We start from the raw sequence: 16508 nt of genomic DNA on the forward strand, positions 1-16508 counted from the left end.
ACTGGGATACGGGGAGACACCGTCAGCTCCTGGGGGCCTTCTGCGATGGAAATCCGGCGCGACAACGATTACGACGTCTTCTTCCGCACCGTCCAAGCCGCGTTCGGCCGCTACTGGCCCGAGTCGCCGGGCAGTGGCATCCTGGGCGCTTTCGAGAGCGACCGGAGCTTGATCGCCTACGCTCCAGACGGGAAACCGGTCGGCACCACCGGCGCGTTCTCCTTCGACCTCACGCTGCCCGGGGATGTGCTCGCCTCCGCCGCTGGCGTGACCGCCGTCGGCGTACTGCCGACGCACCGGCGGCAGGGCGTGCTCCGCGCGCTGATGCAGGAGCACCTAGCCGACGTCCGCGCCCGTGGCGAGTTCCTGTCGGTGCTGCTCTGCTCCGAAGCGGTGATCTACCGGCGGTTCGGCTACGGACCGGCGACCTCCACCGAGCAGATGACCGTCGAACGGCACCGCTCCGCTTTCGGTGCCCCGCGCGGAGGTACGCCGGTCGCGACGGGCTCGGTCGAGCTGCTCCGCCGCGTCGACTGCGGTGGCCTGCTGGAAGAGATCTACGACCGCTACCGCCGCACCCAGCCGGGCGCGTTGTCGCGGCCGCACCGCTGGTGGGCGCTGGGCGCGGGCCATCCGCCGACCGGCCCGGAACCGCGGTACCTCGCCGTGCACCGGGACACCGACGGCACCGCGGACGGGTACGCGAGCTACCTGGTCACCGACGGCGTCCTGACGGTCGACGAGGTCATCGCGGCCGACGACGCGGCCTTCACCTCGCTCACCCAGTACCTGCTGGGGCACGACCTGGTCAAGACGATCGACTTCAAACACCTCCCGCCGGGGAACCCGCTGCGCTGGCAGCTCGCGGACCTGCGCGCGGCCGAGCCCCGCACCACGGACTGGCTCTGGGTGCGGCTGCTCGACATCCCCCGCGCCCTGACCACCCGCGGCTGGTTCGCGGACGGTTCGCTGGTCCTCGACGTGACGGACCCCTTCCTGGAGGAACACGGCCGCTACCGGCTGACGGTGCGGGACGGGAAGGCGGAGTGCGTGCGGACGGACCTCGCGCCGGACCTGTCGCTCGACGTGAGCGACCTGGGCTCGGTTTATCTCGGCGGGACATTGCCGAGCGTGCTGGTCCGGGCGGGGCATATCCGGGCGCACCACGGGGAGGCGGCCGGGGTGGCGGACGCGTTGTTCCGGTCGGATCGTGCGCCGCACTGCGTGCACTGGTTCTAAGCCAGCACCTCAGCCGCCAACCGGCGGGCGTACTCGGCGTCCAGGCCGTACGGGCGGAACAGGATCCGGTACATGATCGGAGCCACCACCCGGTCCATCACCGTTTCCGCGGACGGCGCCGCCTCGCCTCGGGCGATCGCCCTGGCCAGGACGACTTCGACCTGGTCGGCGGCGTACGCCGAGCACTGGCCGGCGTTGCTGCCGTCCGGGTCGCCGAGCAGTGCGTCGCGGATGTAGGCCCGGCCCGCCGGCGAGGACATTTCGTCCAGGAACAGTTCGGTCCACGCCGTCAGGTCCGCGGCCAGCGAACCGTGGTCCTCCGGCGGGGCTTCCGGGCGCAGCCGTTCGACCGCGACGTCCGACAGGAGTTCCTGCAGGTCGCCCCACCGCCGGTAGATCGTCGACGGCGTGACGCCCGCCCGCGCCGCGACCTGGGGCACGGTCAGCGCGTCCCGGCCCGATTCGGCGATCAGGTCGCGGACCGCGGCGTGCACCGATTCCTGGACTCGCGCACTGCGCCCGCCCGGACGCACCATCCGCTTCTGGCTCACCGTGCCACTGTAAGGCGCGCCCGTTCCACGGCGTGCCCGGTCCGCAGCAGCACGGACTCGCCATGCGGCCGGGCGAGCAGCTGCAGGCCGATCGGCAATCCGTCGGGATCGTCGCCGATCGGGACCGTCAACGCTGGTACGCCGGTGATGTTCGCGGGAGCCGAAAGCCGCACGTACGCGTCCGAAACCGCTTCGACGCTTCCATCGGACCAGGTGACCGTCTCCTGTCCGGCCGGGACAGCCGTCATCGGGACTGTCGGCGCGGCGAGGACGTCGACCTTCTCGAACAGCCGCGTCCATTCCTGCCGCATGAGGGTGCGGGCGCGTTGGGCGCGCAGGTAGTCCCCCGCAGTCATCAGCTCGCCAGCTTCGAGCAGGATCCGGACGTCGGCGGCGTACTGGTCCGGCACGGTACGCAAGCTGCGCTCGTGATAAGCCGTGGCTTCCGGAACCATCAGGCCCCACTGCGTTGCCTGGAGGTACCGGGTCATCGGGATTTCGACGTCGACCAGCTCGGCGCCCAGCTCCTCGAGATGCCCGATGGCCTCGCGGACCGCGGTTTCCACCGCCGGGTCGACGCGGTCGAAGTAGTAGTTGCCCGGGACTCCGACCCGCAGCCCGGCCAGCTCGCCGCCGACCGAGACCGACTGTCCAATGAGGACTGACAGCACGAGTGCGGCGTCCTCGACGGTGCGGGTGATCGGGCCGACGTGGTCCAGCGACCAGGACAGCGACGTCACGCCGTCGCGCGGGATGAGGCCGTAGGTCGGTTTCAGGCCGACGACTCCGTTCAGCGCGGCGGGCACCCGGATCGAGCCGCCGGTGTCGGTGCCGAGGGCGAACGTCGCGGCTCCCGCGGCGACAGCGACGGCGGAACCGCCGCTGGATCCTCCGGCGACGCGCGACGGGTTGCGGGCGTTGTGGGTCTGCGGAGTCGTGAGGCCGTAGGCGAATTCGTGCGTGTGAGTCTTGCCGAGGAGGACCGTTCCGGCGGCCTTGAGCTGGGCGGCGACGGTGCTGTCCCGCTCGGCGCGATGTCCGGCGCGGACCTGGGAGCTGGCGGTGGTCGCGGTTCCGGCGACGTCGATCAGGTCCTTCAAGCCCATCGGAATGCCGTGCAGCGGCCCGCGGATCTCGCCCAGCGCCGCGGCTTCGGCCCGGGCGCGGTCGGCGTCCACCGTGACGTACGCGTGCAGCCGGGGTTCGACCTCGGCGATGCGCGCGAGGACCTCCTCGACCAGCTCGACCGGCGACACGCGCCGGTCCCGGATCGCGGCGGACGCTTCGGCGAGGGTGAGGTCAGCCAGCGACATACCGGACCTCCTCCGCTCGGTACGTGGAAGCCGGCGGGATGTCGCCGAAATCCAGGTCGCGCAGGACGGTCACCACGGAGTGGATGTGGTTGGCGACGGCGGCCACGTCGGTGTGCCGGGCGGCGGCCAGCGGCAATCCGGCTCGGGCGGCGAGACGGGCCGCCTCGCCGGGGGTCAATTCGGACACGAGCGCTCCTAAAAGCTAAGTATTTGCGTTAACCGACGATAGCCGCTACCGTCGCTTAACGCAAACATGTTGCGTTAAGGAGGCACTCCCCATGTCCTGGACCGTCGGCGAGATCACTGTGCACCGGATCGACGAGATCGAATTCCCCGCCGCGACCGGACCGTGGCTGCTCCCCGGGGCGACCGCCGAGGTCGTCTCGGGCGAGGACTGGCTGCGGCCGGACTTCGCCGACGACGGCGCGATCCGCTTGCACAGCCACAGTTTCGCGTTCGAAAAGGACGGGACGAAGATCCTCGTCGACACCGGGATCGGCAACGGGAAGACGCGCGCCAACCCGGCGTGGCACGACCTCGACACCGGTTACCTCGACGCGCTGGCCGCCGCCGGATTCGCACCGGACGAGGTGGACCTGGTGCTGCTCACCCACCTGCACGCCGACCACGTCGGCTGGAACACCCGCGAACAGGACGGCGAGTGGGTGCCGACGTTCGCCTCCGCCCGGTACGTCACCGCCCGCGCCGAACGGGAATTCTGGGCGGGCTACGACATGGACGCGGCGCGCCGGCAGATGTTCGACGACTCGGTGCTGCCGGTGGAGCGCGCGGGGCTGCTGGACCTGGTCGACGTCCCCGAGGAGGGAGTCGAAATCGTGTCCGGCGTGCGCTTGCGGCCGACGCCCGGCCACACCCCGGGGCACGTCTCGGTCGAACTCGCCAGCTCCGGCGAGACCGCACTGATCACCGGCGACGCGGTGCACCATCCCGTGCAGTTCGCGCATCCGGGGATCGGCGCGTCGGTGGACATCGACCCGGCGGAATCCGAGAAGACCCGCCGCCGCCTCCTCGCCGAACTGGCCGATTCGGGCACCCTCCTGCTGGGCACGCACTTCACCCCGCCCACCGGCGGCCGCCTGACCGCCCACGGGTCCGGCTACCGGTTCGCCGATCGTCCGTGAGGGGAACCCCGGGGGAATCAGCTTGGGTTCCCCGCACGGACCTCAGGACAGGTGTGCGGGCAGGCCCGCGACGGCCTCGCTGATCGCCGCGTCGAAGGCGCCGGCGAGCGAGTCCGGCGAGATTTCCGTGCTGTACACGACAATCGACCGTTCCGGATCGATCTCCAGCACGTCTACCGTGCCCAGGTGGTCGGTGACGGGGAGATCGCCGCCGGTCACCCGGTACTGCAACCGCCGCCGGGCCGGGTCGTGGGTGACGACGGCTTCTTCCAGGACAGACCCGTCGCCCAGGACCACCGTGCGGTGGCGGCTGTCGCCGGTGGAGGACTTCATCGACGGGAACCAGCCGGCGACCGCCGCGGCGTCGCCGAGCACCCGCCACACCGCGTCGGCGGGGGCGTCGATCAGGACGTGGGAGCGAAGGCTGGCCATCAGCTGTCCGAGAAAAGCTTGCCCGCCCGCGCCCAGTTCGCGGTGTCGACGTCGGTGAACACGATGCCGACCGATTCCGGGGCGCAGTCGCCGATCCGGCAGATCTCGCGGGTCAGCACCTCGGCCAGCTCGCGTTTCTGTTCGGTCGTGCGACCGGGGAACCAGTCGATCTGAACGTGCGGCATGAGAACTCCTTGTCAGCTCAGGGATTCAGCGGCCCGCTGGGTGCGGGCGCGGTAATCGCGGCGGAGGGCGAGGGCTTCGTCCAGATCGACCGCGACGAAGCGGGTTTTGGTGTTCGGCGCGGATTGCGCCACCAGGTCCAGGTCTCCACTGAGGACAGTGCCGACCATCAGGTACCCGCCGCCGGACACCGCGTCGCGGTGCAGGATGATCGGCTCGACACCGCCAGGGACCTGGATCGAGCCGATCGGATAAGGCGCGTCCACGATGTTCGACGGATCCTGTCCGGCCCCGAACGGCGGCGTGCGCGGTTTGGTCTCCAATTTCCCGCCCTGGTACCGGAAACCGACGCGATCGGCGACCGGAGTCAGCGTCCACTCGGTGTCCAGGAACGTCGCGCGGCCCGCGTCGGTGAGCACGTGGTCGTAAAGACCCATCACCACGCGGACTTCGATTTCCTTCGACAACGCCGGGCGCAAGTTTTCCGGCAGGGAACGCCCGGGCACACCGGCGCCAGCGCCCACCGGAATGACGTCCCCGGCAACCAGCGGCGCACCGCTGATCCCGCCGAGCTTTCCGAGTCCGTAGGTGGATCGGCTGCCCAGCACCAAAGGCACGTCAATGCCGCCGCTCACCGCGAGATACGCGCGAGCGCCGCGTTTGCAGAACCCGAACGTAAGGACATCGCCCGCATTGACCGCGAACGCCTCCCACAGCGGCCGTTCCTCGCCGTTGAGTTTCGGCGGCAACTCCGCACCGGCGATCGCGACCACCGTGTCCTCGGTGAAGTGCAGCTCCGGTCCCAGGTAGACACATTCGAGCGCGGCCGCGCCGGGATCGTTGCCCACCAGGCGGTTCGCGACCGAGTACGAGTACTGGTCGAGCGCGCCCGAGGGCGGGATGCCGACGTCGTAATAGCCGTTGCGGCCGGCGTCCTGGATCGTCGTGGCCAGTCCGGGCTGGCGGACCTCAATCGGCACGGAGCACCTCCAGCAGTCCCGCGGTGAAGCCGTCCGGGTCGTCGAGGTACTCGCGCAGCCCGAAGTCGACCGGGCGCGAACGGATCCGGAACGTCCCGGCCTCGACCTCCTTGACGTGGTCGTCGTAGGCGTCCCGGTCGATCGGCTTGAACCGCACGATGTCGCCGGGGCGGAAGAACACCATGAAATCGGCGAAGTCCGGAAGTTCCCGCGCCGGATCGTAAATCGGCGCGGGCGTGATGCCGAACATCTGGTACCCGCCCGCGCCGCGGACTGAGTAAATGCAGCTGAAACAACCGCCGTAACCGACTGTCTGCTTTGGAGTGTCGGTGCGCGGCCGCAGATACTTCGGCACGACGATCTGCCGTTCCCGGGGCACCATCTGATACATGAACGGAAGCCCGGCGACGAAACCGACCATCGAAACAAACCACGGCGCACCGCTGTGGGCCGCGATGAATTCCTCGGCCCCGGCATATCCGTTGATCCGAGCGGCATACTCGATGTCGGTGGCGTCCGGGTCCTGATGCCGGTCGCGGAACCGCATCAGCGTCTCAGTGGTCCACGGATCCTGATACAGCACCGGAATCTCGACCACGCGCGTCGAAAGGCTGAAATCCGCGGCGTCGCCGACCTTCTCCTCGATCTCGCGCAGACGCGTCAGCAGCGTGCGCGGTTCGATCACGTCCGGGTTGTACCGGACCTGGTAGGACGCGTTCGCCGGGCAGATCTCCACGACGCCGTCCGGCCGGTTCTCGCGCAGCGACGTGGTGATCGCCATCGCGCGGAAATTGGCCTGCAGGCTCATTTCCTCGGCCAGCTCGACGAAAATGTGCTCGTCCCCGCCCCAGCTGTACCGGGCGGGAGTCACGCCGCTCATGCGCCCGCCTCCGCTCGCTGGAGGAGCCACTCTTCGAGCGTCCCGGTGGTGAACGCGCCGTCGGCGAACCACTGCTGCCCGAGGAGTTCGATCAGCAGCGCCGTGGTGGTGGGAACGCCTTCGACGACCAATTCGGACAGTGCCCGCTTCGCCCTGCGCAACGCGGTCGGCCGGTCCTCGCCCCACACGACCACCTTGGCCACCAAGGAATCGTAGAACGGCGGGACCTGGCTCCCCGGCGCGAGCCAGGTGTCCGTGCGGACCCACGGACCGCCCGGCAACCGGACGTCGCCGATCTTTCCGGGACCGGGAAGGAAATTGCGTTCCGGATCCTCGGCGCAAACCCGGAATTCGACGGCGTGCCCGCGCTTGGCCACGTCCGGCTGCCGGTACCGCAACGGTTCCCCGGCCGCGATCCGCAACTGCTCGGCGACCAGGTCGATCCCGGTGATCAATTCGGTCACCGGGTGCTCGACCTGGATCCGGGTGTTCATCTCGATGAAGAAGAACTCGCCGGTGTCGTCGTCCACCAGGAACTCGCAGGTGCCCGCGCTGCGGTAGCCGACCTCCTTGCACAACCGCACCGCCGCGGCCGTCATCTCGGCCCGGATCCGCTCGTCGATCCCCGGCGACGGAGCCTCCTCGACCACCTTCTGCCGCCGCCGCTGCAGCGAGCACTCGCGCTCGAAGACGTGCACCGTCTCGGAACCGTCGCCGAGCACCTGCACCTCGACGTGCCGGGCCGCCCGCACGAACCGTTCCAGGTACATCCGCCCGTCGCCGAACGCGCTCGCCGCCTCGCCGGACGCCTGCGGGAACGCGGCCTTCAGTTCGGCCTCGTCCGCGACCACCCGGATCCCGCGACCGCCGCCACCCGCCGCCGCTTTCAGCATGATCGGGTACCCGATCTCGTCCGCCGCCGCCACGGCTTCGGCCGCATCGGACACTCCGCCGGGCGTGCCGGGCACCGTCGGCACGCCGGCCGCCTGCGCGACCTGCCGCGCCCGGACCTTGTCCCCCATCTGCTCGATGACCGAGGCCTCCGGACCGACGAACGTCAGCCCCGCGTCCGCCACCGCCGCGGCGAACGACGCGCGCTCAGACAGGAACCCGTAACCGGGATGCACCGCGTCCGCGCCGGTTTCCTTGGCCGCGGCGAGGATCGCGTCCGCCACCAGATAGCTCTTCGTCGCCGGGGCCGGGCCGATCGGGACGACCTGGTCGGCGAGCAGCGCGTGCGCGGCGCTGCGGTCGGCCTCGCTGACCACCGCGACCGTCTCGATGCCGAGGTCGTTGGCCGCGCGGATGATCCGGACCGCGATCTCGCCGCGGTTGGCGATCAGCACCCGTTTCACGCGTCCACCTCGAGCACGACGAGCGGCTGGCCCGCGTCGACGACCGCCTCGGCGTCCGCGGCGAACTCCACGACGGTCCCGGCCGCGCCCGCGGGCACCGGGTAGAAGGACTTCATCACCTCGACCAGCCCGACCGTGTCGTCCGCGCCGACCTTCTGGCCGGGCTTCACGAAATCCGGGCTGTCCGGATCGGGTTTGCGGTAAAAGACCCCGGGAATGGGCGAAACCACTTCGAGACGGGACATCAGCGTCACCTCGCGCTCGGTTCGGCGGGAACAGTTGCAGAAATCAGGTCAGGTACGGCGTCAGCGCATCGTGCACGCTTTTCGCCAGATCCACCGCGCCAGGAGTGTCGGAGTGCACGCAGACGCAGTCCGCGCGCATCGGGATGTCCTGACCGTCCACAGAGGTCGCGAGCCCCTCGGTGACCGCGCGCACGGACCGTTCGGCGGCGATCGCCGGATCGTAGGCGACGTGCTCGCGGGTGATGATGAGCGAACCGTCGGCGCGGTAGTCGAGATCGGTGTAGTACTCGGCGAGGAAGCCCTGGCCGCGCTTGCCCCACACCTTTTCGTGCACGGTATTGGCCATCCCCATCAACGGCACGTCGAACACGTCGGCCGCCTCCGCGATCGCCCGCGCGACCGTCTCGTCCCGCGAGGCCAGGCCGTACAGCGCGCCGTGCGGTTTGATGTGGTTGAGCGGCATGCCGTGTTCGGCCAGGAATCCGGTCAGCGCGCCGACCTGGTACACCACCGCGGCGGTGAGTTCCCCGGGCTCCATCTTCAGCTCCCGCCTGCCGAACCCGTCGCGGTCCGGGAACGACGGGTGGGCGCCCACCTTCACCGAATGCTCGTGCGCCAGCGCGACGGTCCGCCGCATGACGACCGGGTCGGCGGCGTGGAAACCGCAGGCGACGTTCGCGACCGTGATGTAGGGCATGATGCCCTCGTCGTCGCCGCAGCGGTAGATGCTGTAGGCCTCGCCCATGTCGCAGTTGATGGCAACCATGAGTGCTGTTCCTTGTCTTTTCGGAAGATCTTTTCAGGAATGCGCGATCTTCGGGGTGTCCCCGTCGGGGTCGATGTAGACGTCGTCGCCCTCGAGCCGCACCGGGTACCGGGCCAGCCGCGCGTGGCCGGGGTTGATGCCCTGGCAGGTGGCGAGGTCGAACGTCCACAGGTGGCTTTTGCACATGAGGGTCTTCTTGTCCAGTTCGCCCTCGACCAGTTCGACCTGCTGGTGCGGGCAGATCGCCTGGGTCGCGACGACCTCGCCGCCGTCGAGGTGGGCGATCAGCACTTCCTTGTCCCCCACCTCGAACGACTCCATGTCGCCTTCCCAGACGTCGTCGAGGCTGCACACCCGCACGAAACCCATGCGGAAGCTCCTTTCTCAGCTGAACCGGTCGAAATGGAGCCGGTCGGCGTCCAGCCCGCCGTCCAGCACCAGCGCGCGGGCGAGCGCGTCGGTCATCGCGGGCGGCCCGGCGGCGTAATAGGTGAAGTCAGTCAGCGTTTCGCCCAGTTCCGCGACCACGGCCTCGTGCACGAATCCTTGGTGCGAACCGGAATCCGCCGCACCGGGCTCGGAAACCGCGGTGTGCACGTGGAGCGCGCGCAACCGGCGCTGCGCCATCGCCATCGCTTCCGGAATGTGCAAATCGCGCGGAGCACGGCCGCCGCAGAACAAATGGACCGTGCGCTCGCCGGCGTCGGCCTGGGCGGCCGCGCCGAGCACGACGCTCACCATCGCGCCGAGTCCGGAACCGCCTGCGACGCAGACGATGTCGCGGTCGTCCCCGGCCCGGTAGTACGCCTGGCCGTACGGGCCGTCCAGCTCGATCGTCTCGCCGAGGTCGAGCCCGTCGAACAGGATCGACGTCGCTTTCCCGCCCGGCGACCGTTTGACGACGAATTTCCATTCCCGCTGGCAGTTCCCGAGGTTGCTCATCGAATACGCGCGCTCGATGCCGCTGGGGAACCCGAGCATCGCGTACTGCCCGGCGCTGAACGCGGCGTGCTTTTCCGCGATGAAGACGAATTCGGCCATGTCGTGGGTGAGCCGGTGCACCTCGCGCAGCTGGGCGCGCTGCCGGATCGGCCGGTGCGGCGCGGGTTCCGGCACCGAACTGAGGTCGACCACGCAGTCGCTGGCCGGTTCGCTCTGGCAGGCCAGCCGGCGGCCCTTGCGGCGGTCGCGGGCGCTGAGTCCGGGCGCGTCCGCCCAGCGCGTGCGGACGTCGCCCTCCAGCAGCTCGTACCGGCAGCTTCCGCAGGCGCCGCTGTTGCACTCGTAGCTGAGGCCGACCCCCGCGCGGAGGGCGGCACGCAGCAGCGTGTCGCCCTCCGCGCAAGGAAAGCGAACGCCGGTCCCCCGCAGGAGGACTTGGTGTTCGGTCGTCATGGCCGGTTCAGCCTCCGATGCCGAGCTGCCGCTGGAACGCCCGGACCGCGCCGATCGCGTTCTCCGCCGCTTCGGCGTTCTCCGCCACCTCCGCGCCGTACGCCTCGATCGCGGCGACCGCGAGCGGCTGCCATTTCGCGACCCACTCGCGCAGCTGCGGCACGTTCGAGTCCACTTCGGACATCTGCTTGACCAGCGCCTCGGTCCAGCGCCGGGAACGCTCGCTGTCCCGCAACGCCGATTCGGCCAGCAGCGCGTGCAGCACGTCGCCGTGCCGCCGGGCGCTGACGCCGAGCTGGCGCAGCACGATCTCGTCAAGCGCTGGCTTCGCCACCACGTTGAGCGCGACGAACGCCTCGGCCCAGTCGAAGGTGGTCAGCTGGCGTTCCATCAGCTCGCGGAACCCTTGCCAGGCCGGAAGTTCCTCCCACAGCTCGCGTTCGCGCTCGCCGAACCCGGCGGTCGGATGCGCTTGGCGCAGCTCCGCGGTCCGGTAGGCCACATTGGACAGCCAGCGCAGCGAGTCGGCGGCCTGGAACGCCGCGCAGTTGGCGATCGTGCTGGCCGGGGCCATGTGCACGAGGTACGCGCTGGCCATCTGCACGGTGTGCAGCAGGTACCGGCTCGGCGTGTACAGCTGGGCCAGCACCGCGACCCACTCCGGCGAGAGCCCGCGGTCATGGCCCTCGGCGTCGTGCTGGTCGAGCAAGCCATCCACATAGGACTCTTGGCCGTCCTGGAGGATGTTGTACGTGCGGTACACCAGCTCGTCCGGGTCGCGGAAGGCGTTCCAGTCGGGGTGCGTGACCGGGCTCTGGTTGCGGTAGCGGCGGTAGAAATCCGCCATGAACCCGGTGTGCCCGACGTCCCACGGCTGTTCCGGGTCGCGGGTGTGCCACAGCAGGTTGGTGGAGACGATCTCGTACTCGCTCGGCTTGCGCCGGCGGGCGGCGAGGTGCCCCCAGGTCTTGAGCGGCTTGAGCGGGGTGCTCACGAGCTGGCCTCCTTGCGGGCGGAAGCGCCCAGGTAGAAGCGGATGACGTCGCCGCCGGTCTCGATCCGCCCGACGAACGAGGGCATGATCAGCTCCAGCTCGGACATCTTGAACGGGCGGCCGAGTTCCTCGGCGATGGTCTCGCGGCGCAGGACGCATTCGCCGCCCTCGACCTCGACCCGCACGTACGAACCGCGGTCGCGGATGTCGACCCGGCGGCCGGGGTTGTCGGTCACCGCGGCGTCGGCGACGGCGCGCGCCACCTCGCCGACCTGGAGGACCGGGCCGACCGGGTCGGCGATGGGTCCGATGCTGCTCATCCGGTCCTCCTCACTCGAAATAGACTTCGACGCATTCGGTCGGCTCGAGGCCGGCCGCCGCGACGGTGCTGGTGCGCTCGAACGGCTGCGCGTCGCCCTGGCGGCGCACCCGCAGCGTCCGGCCCGGCTGGTCGGGCACGTGGATGCCGACCGAGTTCCCGGCCGCCGCGGCGGCGAGTTCGTCCATCGTGTGCTCGCTGTCCGCGGGGAGCAGTTTGAGCACGAAGTCGCCGTCGAAGTGCACGGCGAGCGGAATGGTGGCCATCAGCGTTCCTTTCAGCCGGCCTTGACGAGCTGCTTGCGGTAGGTGTCGACCCAGGAGAAGCCGTGCGCGTCGTCGCCGCCGGGACCGACCGAGCCGAGGCCCATGTACTCCAGCACGCCGCCGAGGTCCGCGGGCTGGATCTCGCCGCCGAGGAACCGGTCGACCAGGTTCTTGTGGTGCCGGTAGCGCTCCGGGTCGTCCTCGAAGATCCACTTGTCCACTTCGGACGCGAAGTGGTAGCGCCGTCCTTCGTGGACCAGAGAGATGTCGCGCAGCGTCCGGGACGGCGTGCCGACGATCGGCAGCTGCGAGACGTTGCAGATGATCGGCAGCGTGCCGGGCACCGTCTTTTCCGGACGGTCGTGGGCGAAGTTGTCGATCAGCACGTCCCACACCTTGCCGAAGGTGTCGTTCCAGCCCGGGTACTTCTCCTCCAGCCAGTCGCGTTCCTCCGGGCTGACGCCCGCCGCCGGGTTCCACCACAGCGTCGGCCGCCACGAGTAGGTGCCGAGGTGCTGGCCGTGGTGGTGCTCGGAGATGTCGCGCAGGAAGATGTCCCAGTACCACGGCTTGGAGAGGCCAAGGTCCTCCAGCGAGCGCATGAACTGGGTGACGATCCATTCCTCCATGAATTCCTTGAAGGACGCCTCGCGCACGTCCAGCGGGACGTAGTAGTCCATCGGAATCCCGGACAGAATGGTGAACAGCCGGTACGACCGCCAGAACGCGATGTCGATCTTCTTCTGCGCTTCTTCCTTCTGGCCGTTCTCGATCAGCATCTGCAGCAGCGGCGTGCCGAGCTGCGCGTGCCGGGCCTCGTCGGACTGGATGCTCTGGATCAGCTTGGAGAACGTGAAGTCGCCGGCTTTCGCGGCGTCGCCGGAAAGGCCGATGAACTGCAGGTTGGTGAAGCCGGTCTCGAAGGAGAAGTTCGCGAAAATCGAGGTCGAGACGGCGTCGCGGGTCATCATCACGTCGTCGAAGAAGTGCCGGGCTCCGAGGGTGACCCAGTTGTCGGTGAACATCGCCGCGTGCGACCACTCGAACTGGCGGTCCTTGTTCACGTACTCGTGCGGGAAGTACAACTGGATCTGCCCGTGCCGGATCTCGTCCAGCATCCCGAACGTCGCCATGTTGCGCATGCCCGGAGCCTTCGACCAGCGCACGAAGCGAGACTCCTGGAACGACGCGCCGTACTCCACGAGCGCGACCGCCGCGTAGTGCTCCTTGAGAATGGAAATCCAGCCCGGATCGGCTTTGTTGTACAAATCCGCGCGCTCCAGCGCGGCCTTCACCGAATACGCCCCAGCGTCCTTCTGCCGCTGAATATCGACGTACTCGCGATAACTCACCTTGTACGGCTCGTCATAAGTCGCCCACACCTCGTCGGGCAGCCCCTCGCCGCCGGAAAGCTCGGGCGGGAACAATTCCGCCTCGGTGACGTAACGCGGAGTCCATTGAGTGTCGCGGGCGATGTCGTACCACTGTGCTCGGTCCAGCAGAGCCATGCGGGTGCTCCTTGTTTTTTAGCTGCCGTGCTCGGAACCCAGCGGCCCTTCGCCGCCGGGGTAGACGAAGGACATGGCCGGGGCGTAGAACCCGAAGGTCACCTGCAAGGGGTGCGCAGGCCGCAGCCGGTAGGCAGGATGCTCCTTGTCGAGGAACTCGAGGGATTCGACCGCGAATTCCTCGGCTATATCAGCGACATAGGCGTACCGCCCGCTGACGAATTCACCACCACGCCTGGTGATGTACCGCAACTGCCCGGTAACCCGCTGCGGCGTGCCAATCTTGAGACGCGCGACAGTCCGAATAATCGGCCGCCCCTCGACGACCGTCGTGGCGACCAGCCGCTCCCCGTCGAGATCGAGCGTCGTCTCGCCCGGCGCACCGGCCGGAACGCCGTGCTCCCGGGCGTACCGGATCATCGGCTCGGAACTGTTGTGATAATCGGTCCACCACCGCCCGGGAACACCGGCCTCGGTGTCCAACCCGGACAGATTCACGCCGAGATAAGTCAGGGAGTAAGCACCGAAGGCGTCGTCCCCTTGGCTCGCCGAGGTCTGAGAGTCCCCCTCGACCACGTACTGATTGAGGTAACACGAACGATCCGCGGCCGGCGTGAGCCCCTCCGGAACAAGCTCCGCCACGCCGTCCGGATCCTCGGGCACCCACACGAGATAGAGAGTCCGAGACCCGGTCACCAACTGCGGCGGATGCAGCGACGTGCCCATAGGGGTTGCCTCCAGGTTCACCGTTGAACTTGCCCCCCGCCCCGGTCAACCTCCCCGAAGCGGTGCCCCAAAGACTGCGCGACGCACCCCGCCCCCACCAGTGCGCACCTTGGACAACGCACCCGCCGCAACTGCCAAACCGGAGCACCACCGGCCATCAACGCAGGTCAGCACCCCGCACAACGATCACCGCAACGCTTCTGAATCGGTGCACCCACCGAGCGAGGAACCCCTCCCCGACCAACCGCACCGCCGCACCAAAACAACGAGGCCCCCCCAACCGCTACCGCCGCACCAAAACAACGAGGCACCCAGCCCCTCCAACCGCCACCGCTGCACCCAAAAAGCGAGGCACCCACACCTCCCCCCGCCCCCGATACAAAGCCGCCCTGCGGTTCGGGGGTGCTTGTCAAGGCATCTTTCCCGCCTTGACAAGCACCCCCGAACCGTCAGCACAATGAAAAATCGGGGTGCCCCACGCGACCCATTCACCGGCAATGTCGCCCGCCAGGGCGACGAGCCGACTCACAACTGATCATCCAACTGCAAAGCAATCCACAACTCCGCCCGAACAGCCGGATCATCCACCTCCCTCCCCAACGCCTCCGCGACCTTCCCCATCCGATACCGCAACGTATGCCGATGAATCCCCAACGCACTGGCCGAAGCATCCGACTGCCCGTTATGCGCCAAAAACGTCCGCAGCGTATGCCGCAAATCGATCTTCGCCGACCCAGTCTTGTCCGTCACCGGCTCCAATAAAGCCCGAGCCCACCCCCGCACCTCGTCGTTGTCGAGAAACCGCATCAACCCGCTGGCAGCCACGTCCCCGGCGCAAGTCAGCACCCCGGCACCCCCGGGCGAACTGGTGAACACCGACCGAACCTGCTCCCAAGCAGCAGCCAGCCCCTCCGGAGGAGTCGGATCGCTAACCGCACCCCGAGCCAGCGGAATCCGGCGCAACAACGCCTCCAACGTCCGCGTGTCCCCCTCCGCGGGCGGCATCAACACCACCACCCGCCCCCGCTCCCACTCGGCAACCAGCGCACGAAGACTCCGCAACCCGTGATCCCCCTCGGCATGCTCGAGCAACTCCCGCTCGTGCCCGGAGGGAACCCCCAAAATCGCGACCCGCAGATCCCCCTCCGGAAAGTCCGTGTCGAGCGCCTCCCCAATAGCGGCAGCCAACTCCACGTCGCCGGCGACAGCAGCTTTGAACACCGCCAACCGATGCCGCCGCTCGCTGTCCAGCACCCCGCGCGCACTATGCAACTCAGCGCACAACAACGACACCGCGGTAGTGACAATCGCCTGCTCAGCCGTCGTAAGCGGCGTCGACCGCCCGACCACGAGAAACCCTTGCACCCGCCCGCGTACCGCCAACGGCAGCACCACGACGGACTCCCCCGCGATCGTCATGCTGAGACTCGCCGAATTGGCCCGGTCCCGCAGCCGGGGCAGCTCGATCCGCACCCGCGCCACATGCATCCGAGCCGCCGGCACCCCCGCCCGGTACCCGCCGGCCGCGTCCAGCAGCAACGTCCACCCGCGCACCGCCTTCGCCAGCCGCTCCGCGATCGCCCGGGCCGAGTACGGCGACAGCGACGCCCTAGTCAAATCCCGCTGCGCCGAAACCGCGTAATTCAACTCCCGCTGCCGCTCGTCGGACAGATGCCCGGCAACCAGCCGGCTCAACGCGGCGAACCGCGTCGTCGCGGGCACCGCCAGCACCGGCAATCCCGCCTCGCCTGCCGCCTCGACCAGCGGCCGCGGCACGTTCTGATAGAACGAGCTGGCCCCGAATCCCAGCGCCACCGCACCGCCGGCCACGAGCCGGTCGACGTACTCCCGGCTGGCCGCGGCGCCCAGCGCGAGCCGCGACCCGGTGGTCAGCACGAGTTCGCCGCCCTCGAGATACGGCGAGGGGTCGGGCAGTTCGCTGATCAACGCCCACGTGACTGCCCGGTCCAAAGCTCCGGGCGCTCCTTCGGCGGCGAGTTCGAGACCGTGTTCGCCGCGTTCGAGCAGCATCTGGACCGTAAGCGGCATGGTGTCTCCCGGGGACGGATCCGGCGGCCGGAAGTGTAACCGGCGCTTCGCCGGGCTGCCGGGCGATCGCCACCCGGACGAACCAACGTTCTGGACAAAACCCGGCTCCGCTGGGTAGAAACCGTCCCGATCGGACTTCCCCGCCCGCGGATGTCCGGCGGCACA

General features: G+C 68.9%; 20 protein-coding genes. 2 read left to right on the plus strand and 18 right to left on the minus strand.

The features are described 5' to 3' along the window. The first annotated feature begins 45 nt into the window (after positions 1-45). Positions 46-1239, plus strand: a complete 1194-nt coding sequence (locus F9C12_RS09710) for a GNAT family N-acetyltransferase (RefSeq protein ID WP_409465624.1) — start codon at positions 46-48, stop codon at positions 1237-1239. Here F9C12_RS09710 and F9C12_RS09715 read toward each other — a convergent pair. The 3 genes from F9C12_RS09715 to F9C12_RS09725 are packed head-to-tail and all read right to left on the minus strand — an operon-like array spanning position 1236 to position 3290. After that, on the minus strand, positions 1236-1790 hold the full coding sequence (locus F9C12_RS09715) for a TetR/AcrR family transcriptional regulator (protein ID WP_409465625.1): 555 nt from the start codon (positions 1788-1790) through the stop codon (positions 1236-1238). The genes F9C12_RS09710 and F9C12_RS09715 overlap by 4 nt on opposite strands. After that, a complete protein-coding gene (locus F9C12_RS09720; RefSeq protein WP_409465626.1) occupies positions 1787-3103 on the minus strand; it encodes an amidase in 1317 nt (438 codons plus the stop codon). The genes F9C12_RS09715 and F9C12_RS09720 overlap by 4 nt, the downstream gene beginning before the upstream one ends. After that, entirely contained in the window at positions 3090-3290 is a 201-nt protein-coding gene (locus F9C12_RS09725) for a hypothetical protein (protein WP_409465627.1), read from the minus strand. Before F9C12_RS09725 ends, F9C12_RS09720 begins: the two co-directional genes overlap by 14 nt. Positions 3291-3381: 91 nt before the next feature. Here F9C12_RS09725 and F9C12_RS09730 point away from each other — a divergent pair, with 91 nt between their 5' ends. After that, a complete protein-coding gene (locus F9C12_RS09730) occupies positions 3382-4245 on the plus strand; it encodes an MBL fold metallo-hydrolase (RefSeq protein ID WP_409465628.1) in 864 nt (287 codons plus the stop codon). Positions 4246-4287: 42 nt separating this feature from the next. On the opposite strand, the gene F9C12_RS09735 is transcribed toward F9C12_RS09730, so the two are convergent. From F9C12_RS09735 to F9C12_RS09805, 15 genes are all read right to left on the minus strand, one after another. Beyond that, positions 4288-4677: an SRPBCC family protein gene (locus tag F9C12_RS09735; protein ID WP_409465629.1), complete on the minus strand. Its 390-nt coding sequence runs from the start codon at positions 4675-4677 to the stop codon at positions 4288-4290. Beyond that, complete coding sequence (locus F9C12_RS09740) at positions 4677-4862, minus strand: tautomerase family protein (RefSeq protein ID WP_043840203.1); 186 nt, start codon at positions 4860-4862, stop codon at positions 4677-4679. Before F9C12_RS09740 ends, F9C12_RS09735 begins: the two co-directional genes overlap by 1 nt. Positions 4863-4874: 12 nt before the next feature. Next, positions 4875-5840 (minus strand): biotin-dependent carboxyltransferase family protein, encoded by a 966-nt coding sequence (locus tag F9C12_RS09745; protein ID WP_409465630.1) that lies wholly within the window; start codon positions 5838-5840, stop codon positions 4875-4877. Continuing rightward, on the minus strand, positions 5830-6720 hold the full coding sequence (locus F9C12_RS09750) for a 5-oxoprolinase subunit B family protein (RefSeq protein ID WP_409465631.1): 891 nt from the start codon (positions 6718-6720) through the stop codon (positions 5830-5832). Before F9C12_RS09750 ends, F9C12_RS09745 begins: the two co-directional genes overlap by 11 nt. Beyond that, on the minus strand, positions 6717-8075 hold the full coding sequence (locus tag F9C12_RS09755; protein ID WP_409465632.1) for an acetyl-CoA carboxylase biotin carboxylase subunit: 1359 nt from the start codon (positions 8073-8075) through the stop codon (positions 6717-6719). Before F9C12_RS09755 ends, F9C12_RS09750 begins: the two co-directional genes overlap by 4 nt. After that, entirely contained in the window at positions 8072-8320 is a 249-nt protein-coding gene (locus tag F9C12_RS09760) for an acetyl-CoA carboxylase (protein ID WP_037717008.1), read from the minus strand. Before F9C12_RS09760 ends, F9C12_RS09755 begins: the two co-directional genes overlap by 4 nt. A gap of 43 nt (positions 8321-8363) precedes the next feature. Continuing rightward, the gene (gene pxpA, locus F9C12_RS09765) at positions 8364-9086 is read right to left on the minus strand and encodes a 5-oxoprolinase subunit PxpA (RefSeq protein WP_409465633.1); all 723 of its coding nucleotides are present in this window, start codon (positions 9084-9086) and stop codon (positions 8364-8366) included. A gap of 33 nt (positions 9087-9119) precedes the next feature. Next, complete coding sequence (locus F9C12_RS09770; RefSeq protein ID WP_409465634.1) at positions 9120-9455, minus strand: Rieske 2Fe-2S domain-containing protein; 336 nt, start codon at positions 9453-9455, stop codon at positions 9120-9122. A 15-nt stretch (positions 9456-9470) separates the two neighbouring features. Continuing rightward, a complete protein-coding gene (locus F9C12_RS09775) occupies positions 9471-10481 on the minus strand; it encodes a 2Fe-2S iron-sulfur cluster-binding protein (protein WP_409465635.1) in 1011 nt (336 codons plus the stop codon). 7 nt (positions 10482-10488) lie between these two features. Continuing rightward, entirely contained in the window at positions 10489-11475 is a 987-nt protein-coding gene (locus F9C12_RS09780; RefSeq protein WP_409465636.1) for a toluene monooxygenase, read from the minus strand. Continuing rightward, entirely contained in the window at positions 11472-11795 is a 324-nt protein-coding gene (locus F9C12_RS09785; protein WP_409465637.1) for an MmoB/DmpM family protein, read from the minus strand. Before F9C12_RS09785 ends, F9C12_RS09780 begins: the two co-directional genes overlap by 4 nt. A 10-nt stretch (positions 11796-11805) precedes the next feature. Continuing rightward, the gene (locus tag F9C12_RS09790; RefSeq protein ID WP_409465638.1) at positions 11806-12060 is read right to left on the minus strand and encodes a toluene-4-monooxygenase system B family protein; all 255 of its coding nucleotides are present in this window, start codon (positions 12058-12060) and stop codon (positions 11806-11808) included. Between the two features lie 11 nt (positions 12061-12071). After that, positions 12072-13568, minus strand: coding sequence for a YHS domain-containing protein (locus F9C12_RS09795; RefSeq protein ID WP_409465639.1), 1497 nt, complete (start codon positions 13566-13568; stop codon positions 12072-12074). Positions 13569-13586: 18 nt separating this feature from the next. Then, complete coding sequence (locus F9C12_RS09800) at positions 13587-14294, minus strand: hypothetical protein (protein WP_409465640.1); 708 nt, start codon at positions 14292-14294, stop codon at positions 13587-13589. Between the two features lie 525 nt (positions 14295-14819). Next, a complete protein-coding gene (locus F9C12_RS09805) occupies positions 14820-16343 on the minus strand; it encodes a PucR family transcriptional regulator (protein WP_409465641.1) in 1524 nt (507 codons plus the stop codon). Between the last annotated feature and the right edge of the window lie 165 nt (positions 16344-16508).

This window comes from Amycolatopsis sp. GA6-003 (assembly GCF_046267895.1).
Taxonomy (GTDB): Bacteria; Actinomycetota; Actinomycetes; order Mycobacteriales; family Pseudonocardiaceae; genus Amycolatopsis.

Coding starts and splice junctions, on each gene's coding strand:
- F9C12_RS09720 (WP_409465626.1), bottom strand. CDS start 3,103: ATGTCGCTGGCTGACCTCACCCTCGCCGAAGCGTCCGCCGCGATCCGG.
- F9C12_RS09710 (WP_409465624.1), top strand. CDS start 46: ATGGAAATCCGGCGCGACAACGATTACGACGTCTTCTTCCGCACCGTC.
- F9C12_RS09800 (WP_409465640.1), bottom strand. CDS start 14,294: ATGGGCACGTCGCTGCATCCGCCGCAGTTGGTGACCGGGTCTCGGACT.
- F9C12_RS09735 (WP_409465629.1), bottom strand. CDS start 4,677: ATGGCCAGCCTTCGCTCCCACGTCCTGATCGACGCCCCCGCCGACGCG.
- F9C12_RS09775 (WP_409465635.1), bottom strand. CDS start 10,481: ATGACGACCGAACACCAAGTCCTCCTGCGGGGGACCGGCGTTCGCTTT.
- F9C12_RS09740 (WP_043840203.1), bottom strand. CDS start 4,862: ATGCCGCACGTTCAGATCGACTGGTTCCCCGGTCGCACGACCGAACAG.
- F9C12_RS09805 (WP_409465641.1), bottom strand. CDS start 16,343: ATGCCGCTTACGGTCCAGATGCTGCTCGAACGCGGCGAACACGGTCTC.
- F9C12_RS09730 (WP_409465628.1), top strand. CDS start 3,382: ATGTCCTGGACCGTCGGCGAGATCACTGTGCACCGGATCGACGAGATC.
- F9C12_RS09760 (WP_037717008.1), bottom strand. CDS start 8,320: ATGTCCCGTCTCGAAGTGGTTTCGCCCATTCCCGGGGTCTTTTACCGC.
- F9C12_RS09790 (WP_409465638.1), bottom strand. CDS start 12,060: ATGGCCACCATTCCGCTCGCCGTGCACTTCGACGGCGACTTCGTGCTC.
- pxpA (WP_409465633.1), bottom strand. CDS start 9,086: ATGGTTGCCATCAACTGCGACATGGGCGAGGCCTACAGCATCTACCGC.
- F9C12_RS09770 (WP_409465634.1), bottom strand. CDS start 9,455: ATGGGTTTCGTGCGGGTGTGCAGCCTCGACGACGTCTGGGAAGGCGAC.
- F9C12_RS09750 (WP_409465631.1), bottom strand. CDS start 6,720: ATGAGCGGCGTGACTCCCGCCCGGTACAGCTGGGGCGGGGACGAGCAC.
- F9C12_RS09795 (WP_409465639.1), bottom strand. CDS start 13,568: ATGGCTCTGCTGGACCGAGCACAGTGGTACGACATCGCCCGCGACACT.
- F9C12_RS09785 (WP_409465637.1), bottom strand. CDS start 11,795: ATGAGCAGCATCGGACCCATCGCCGACCCGGTCGGCCCGGTCCTCCAG.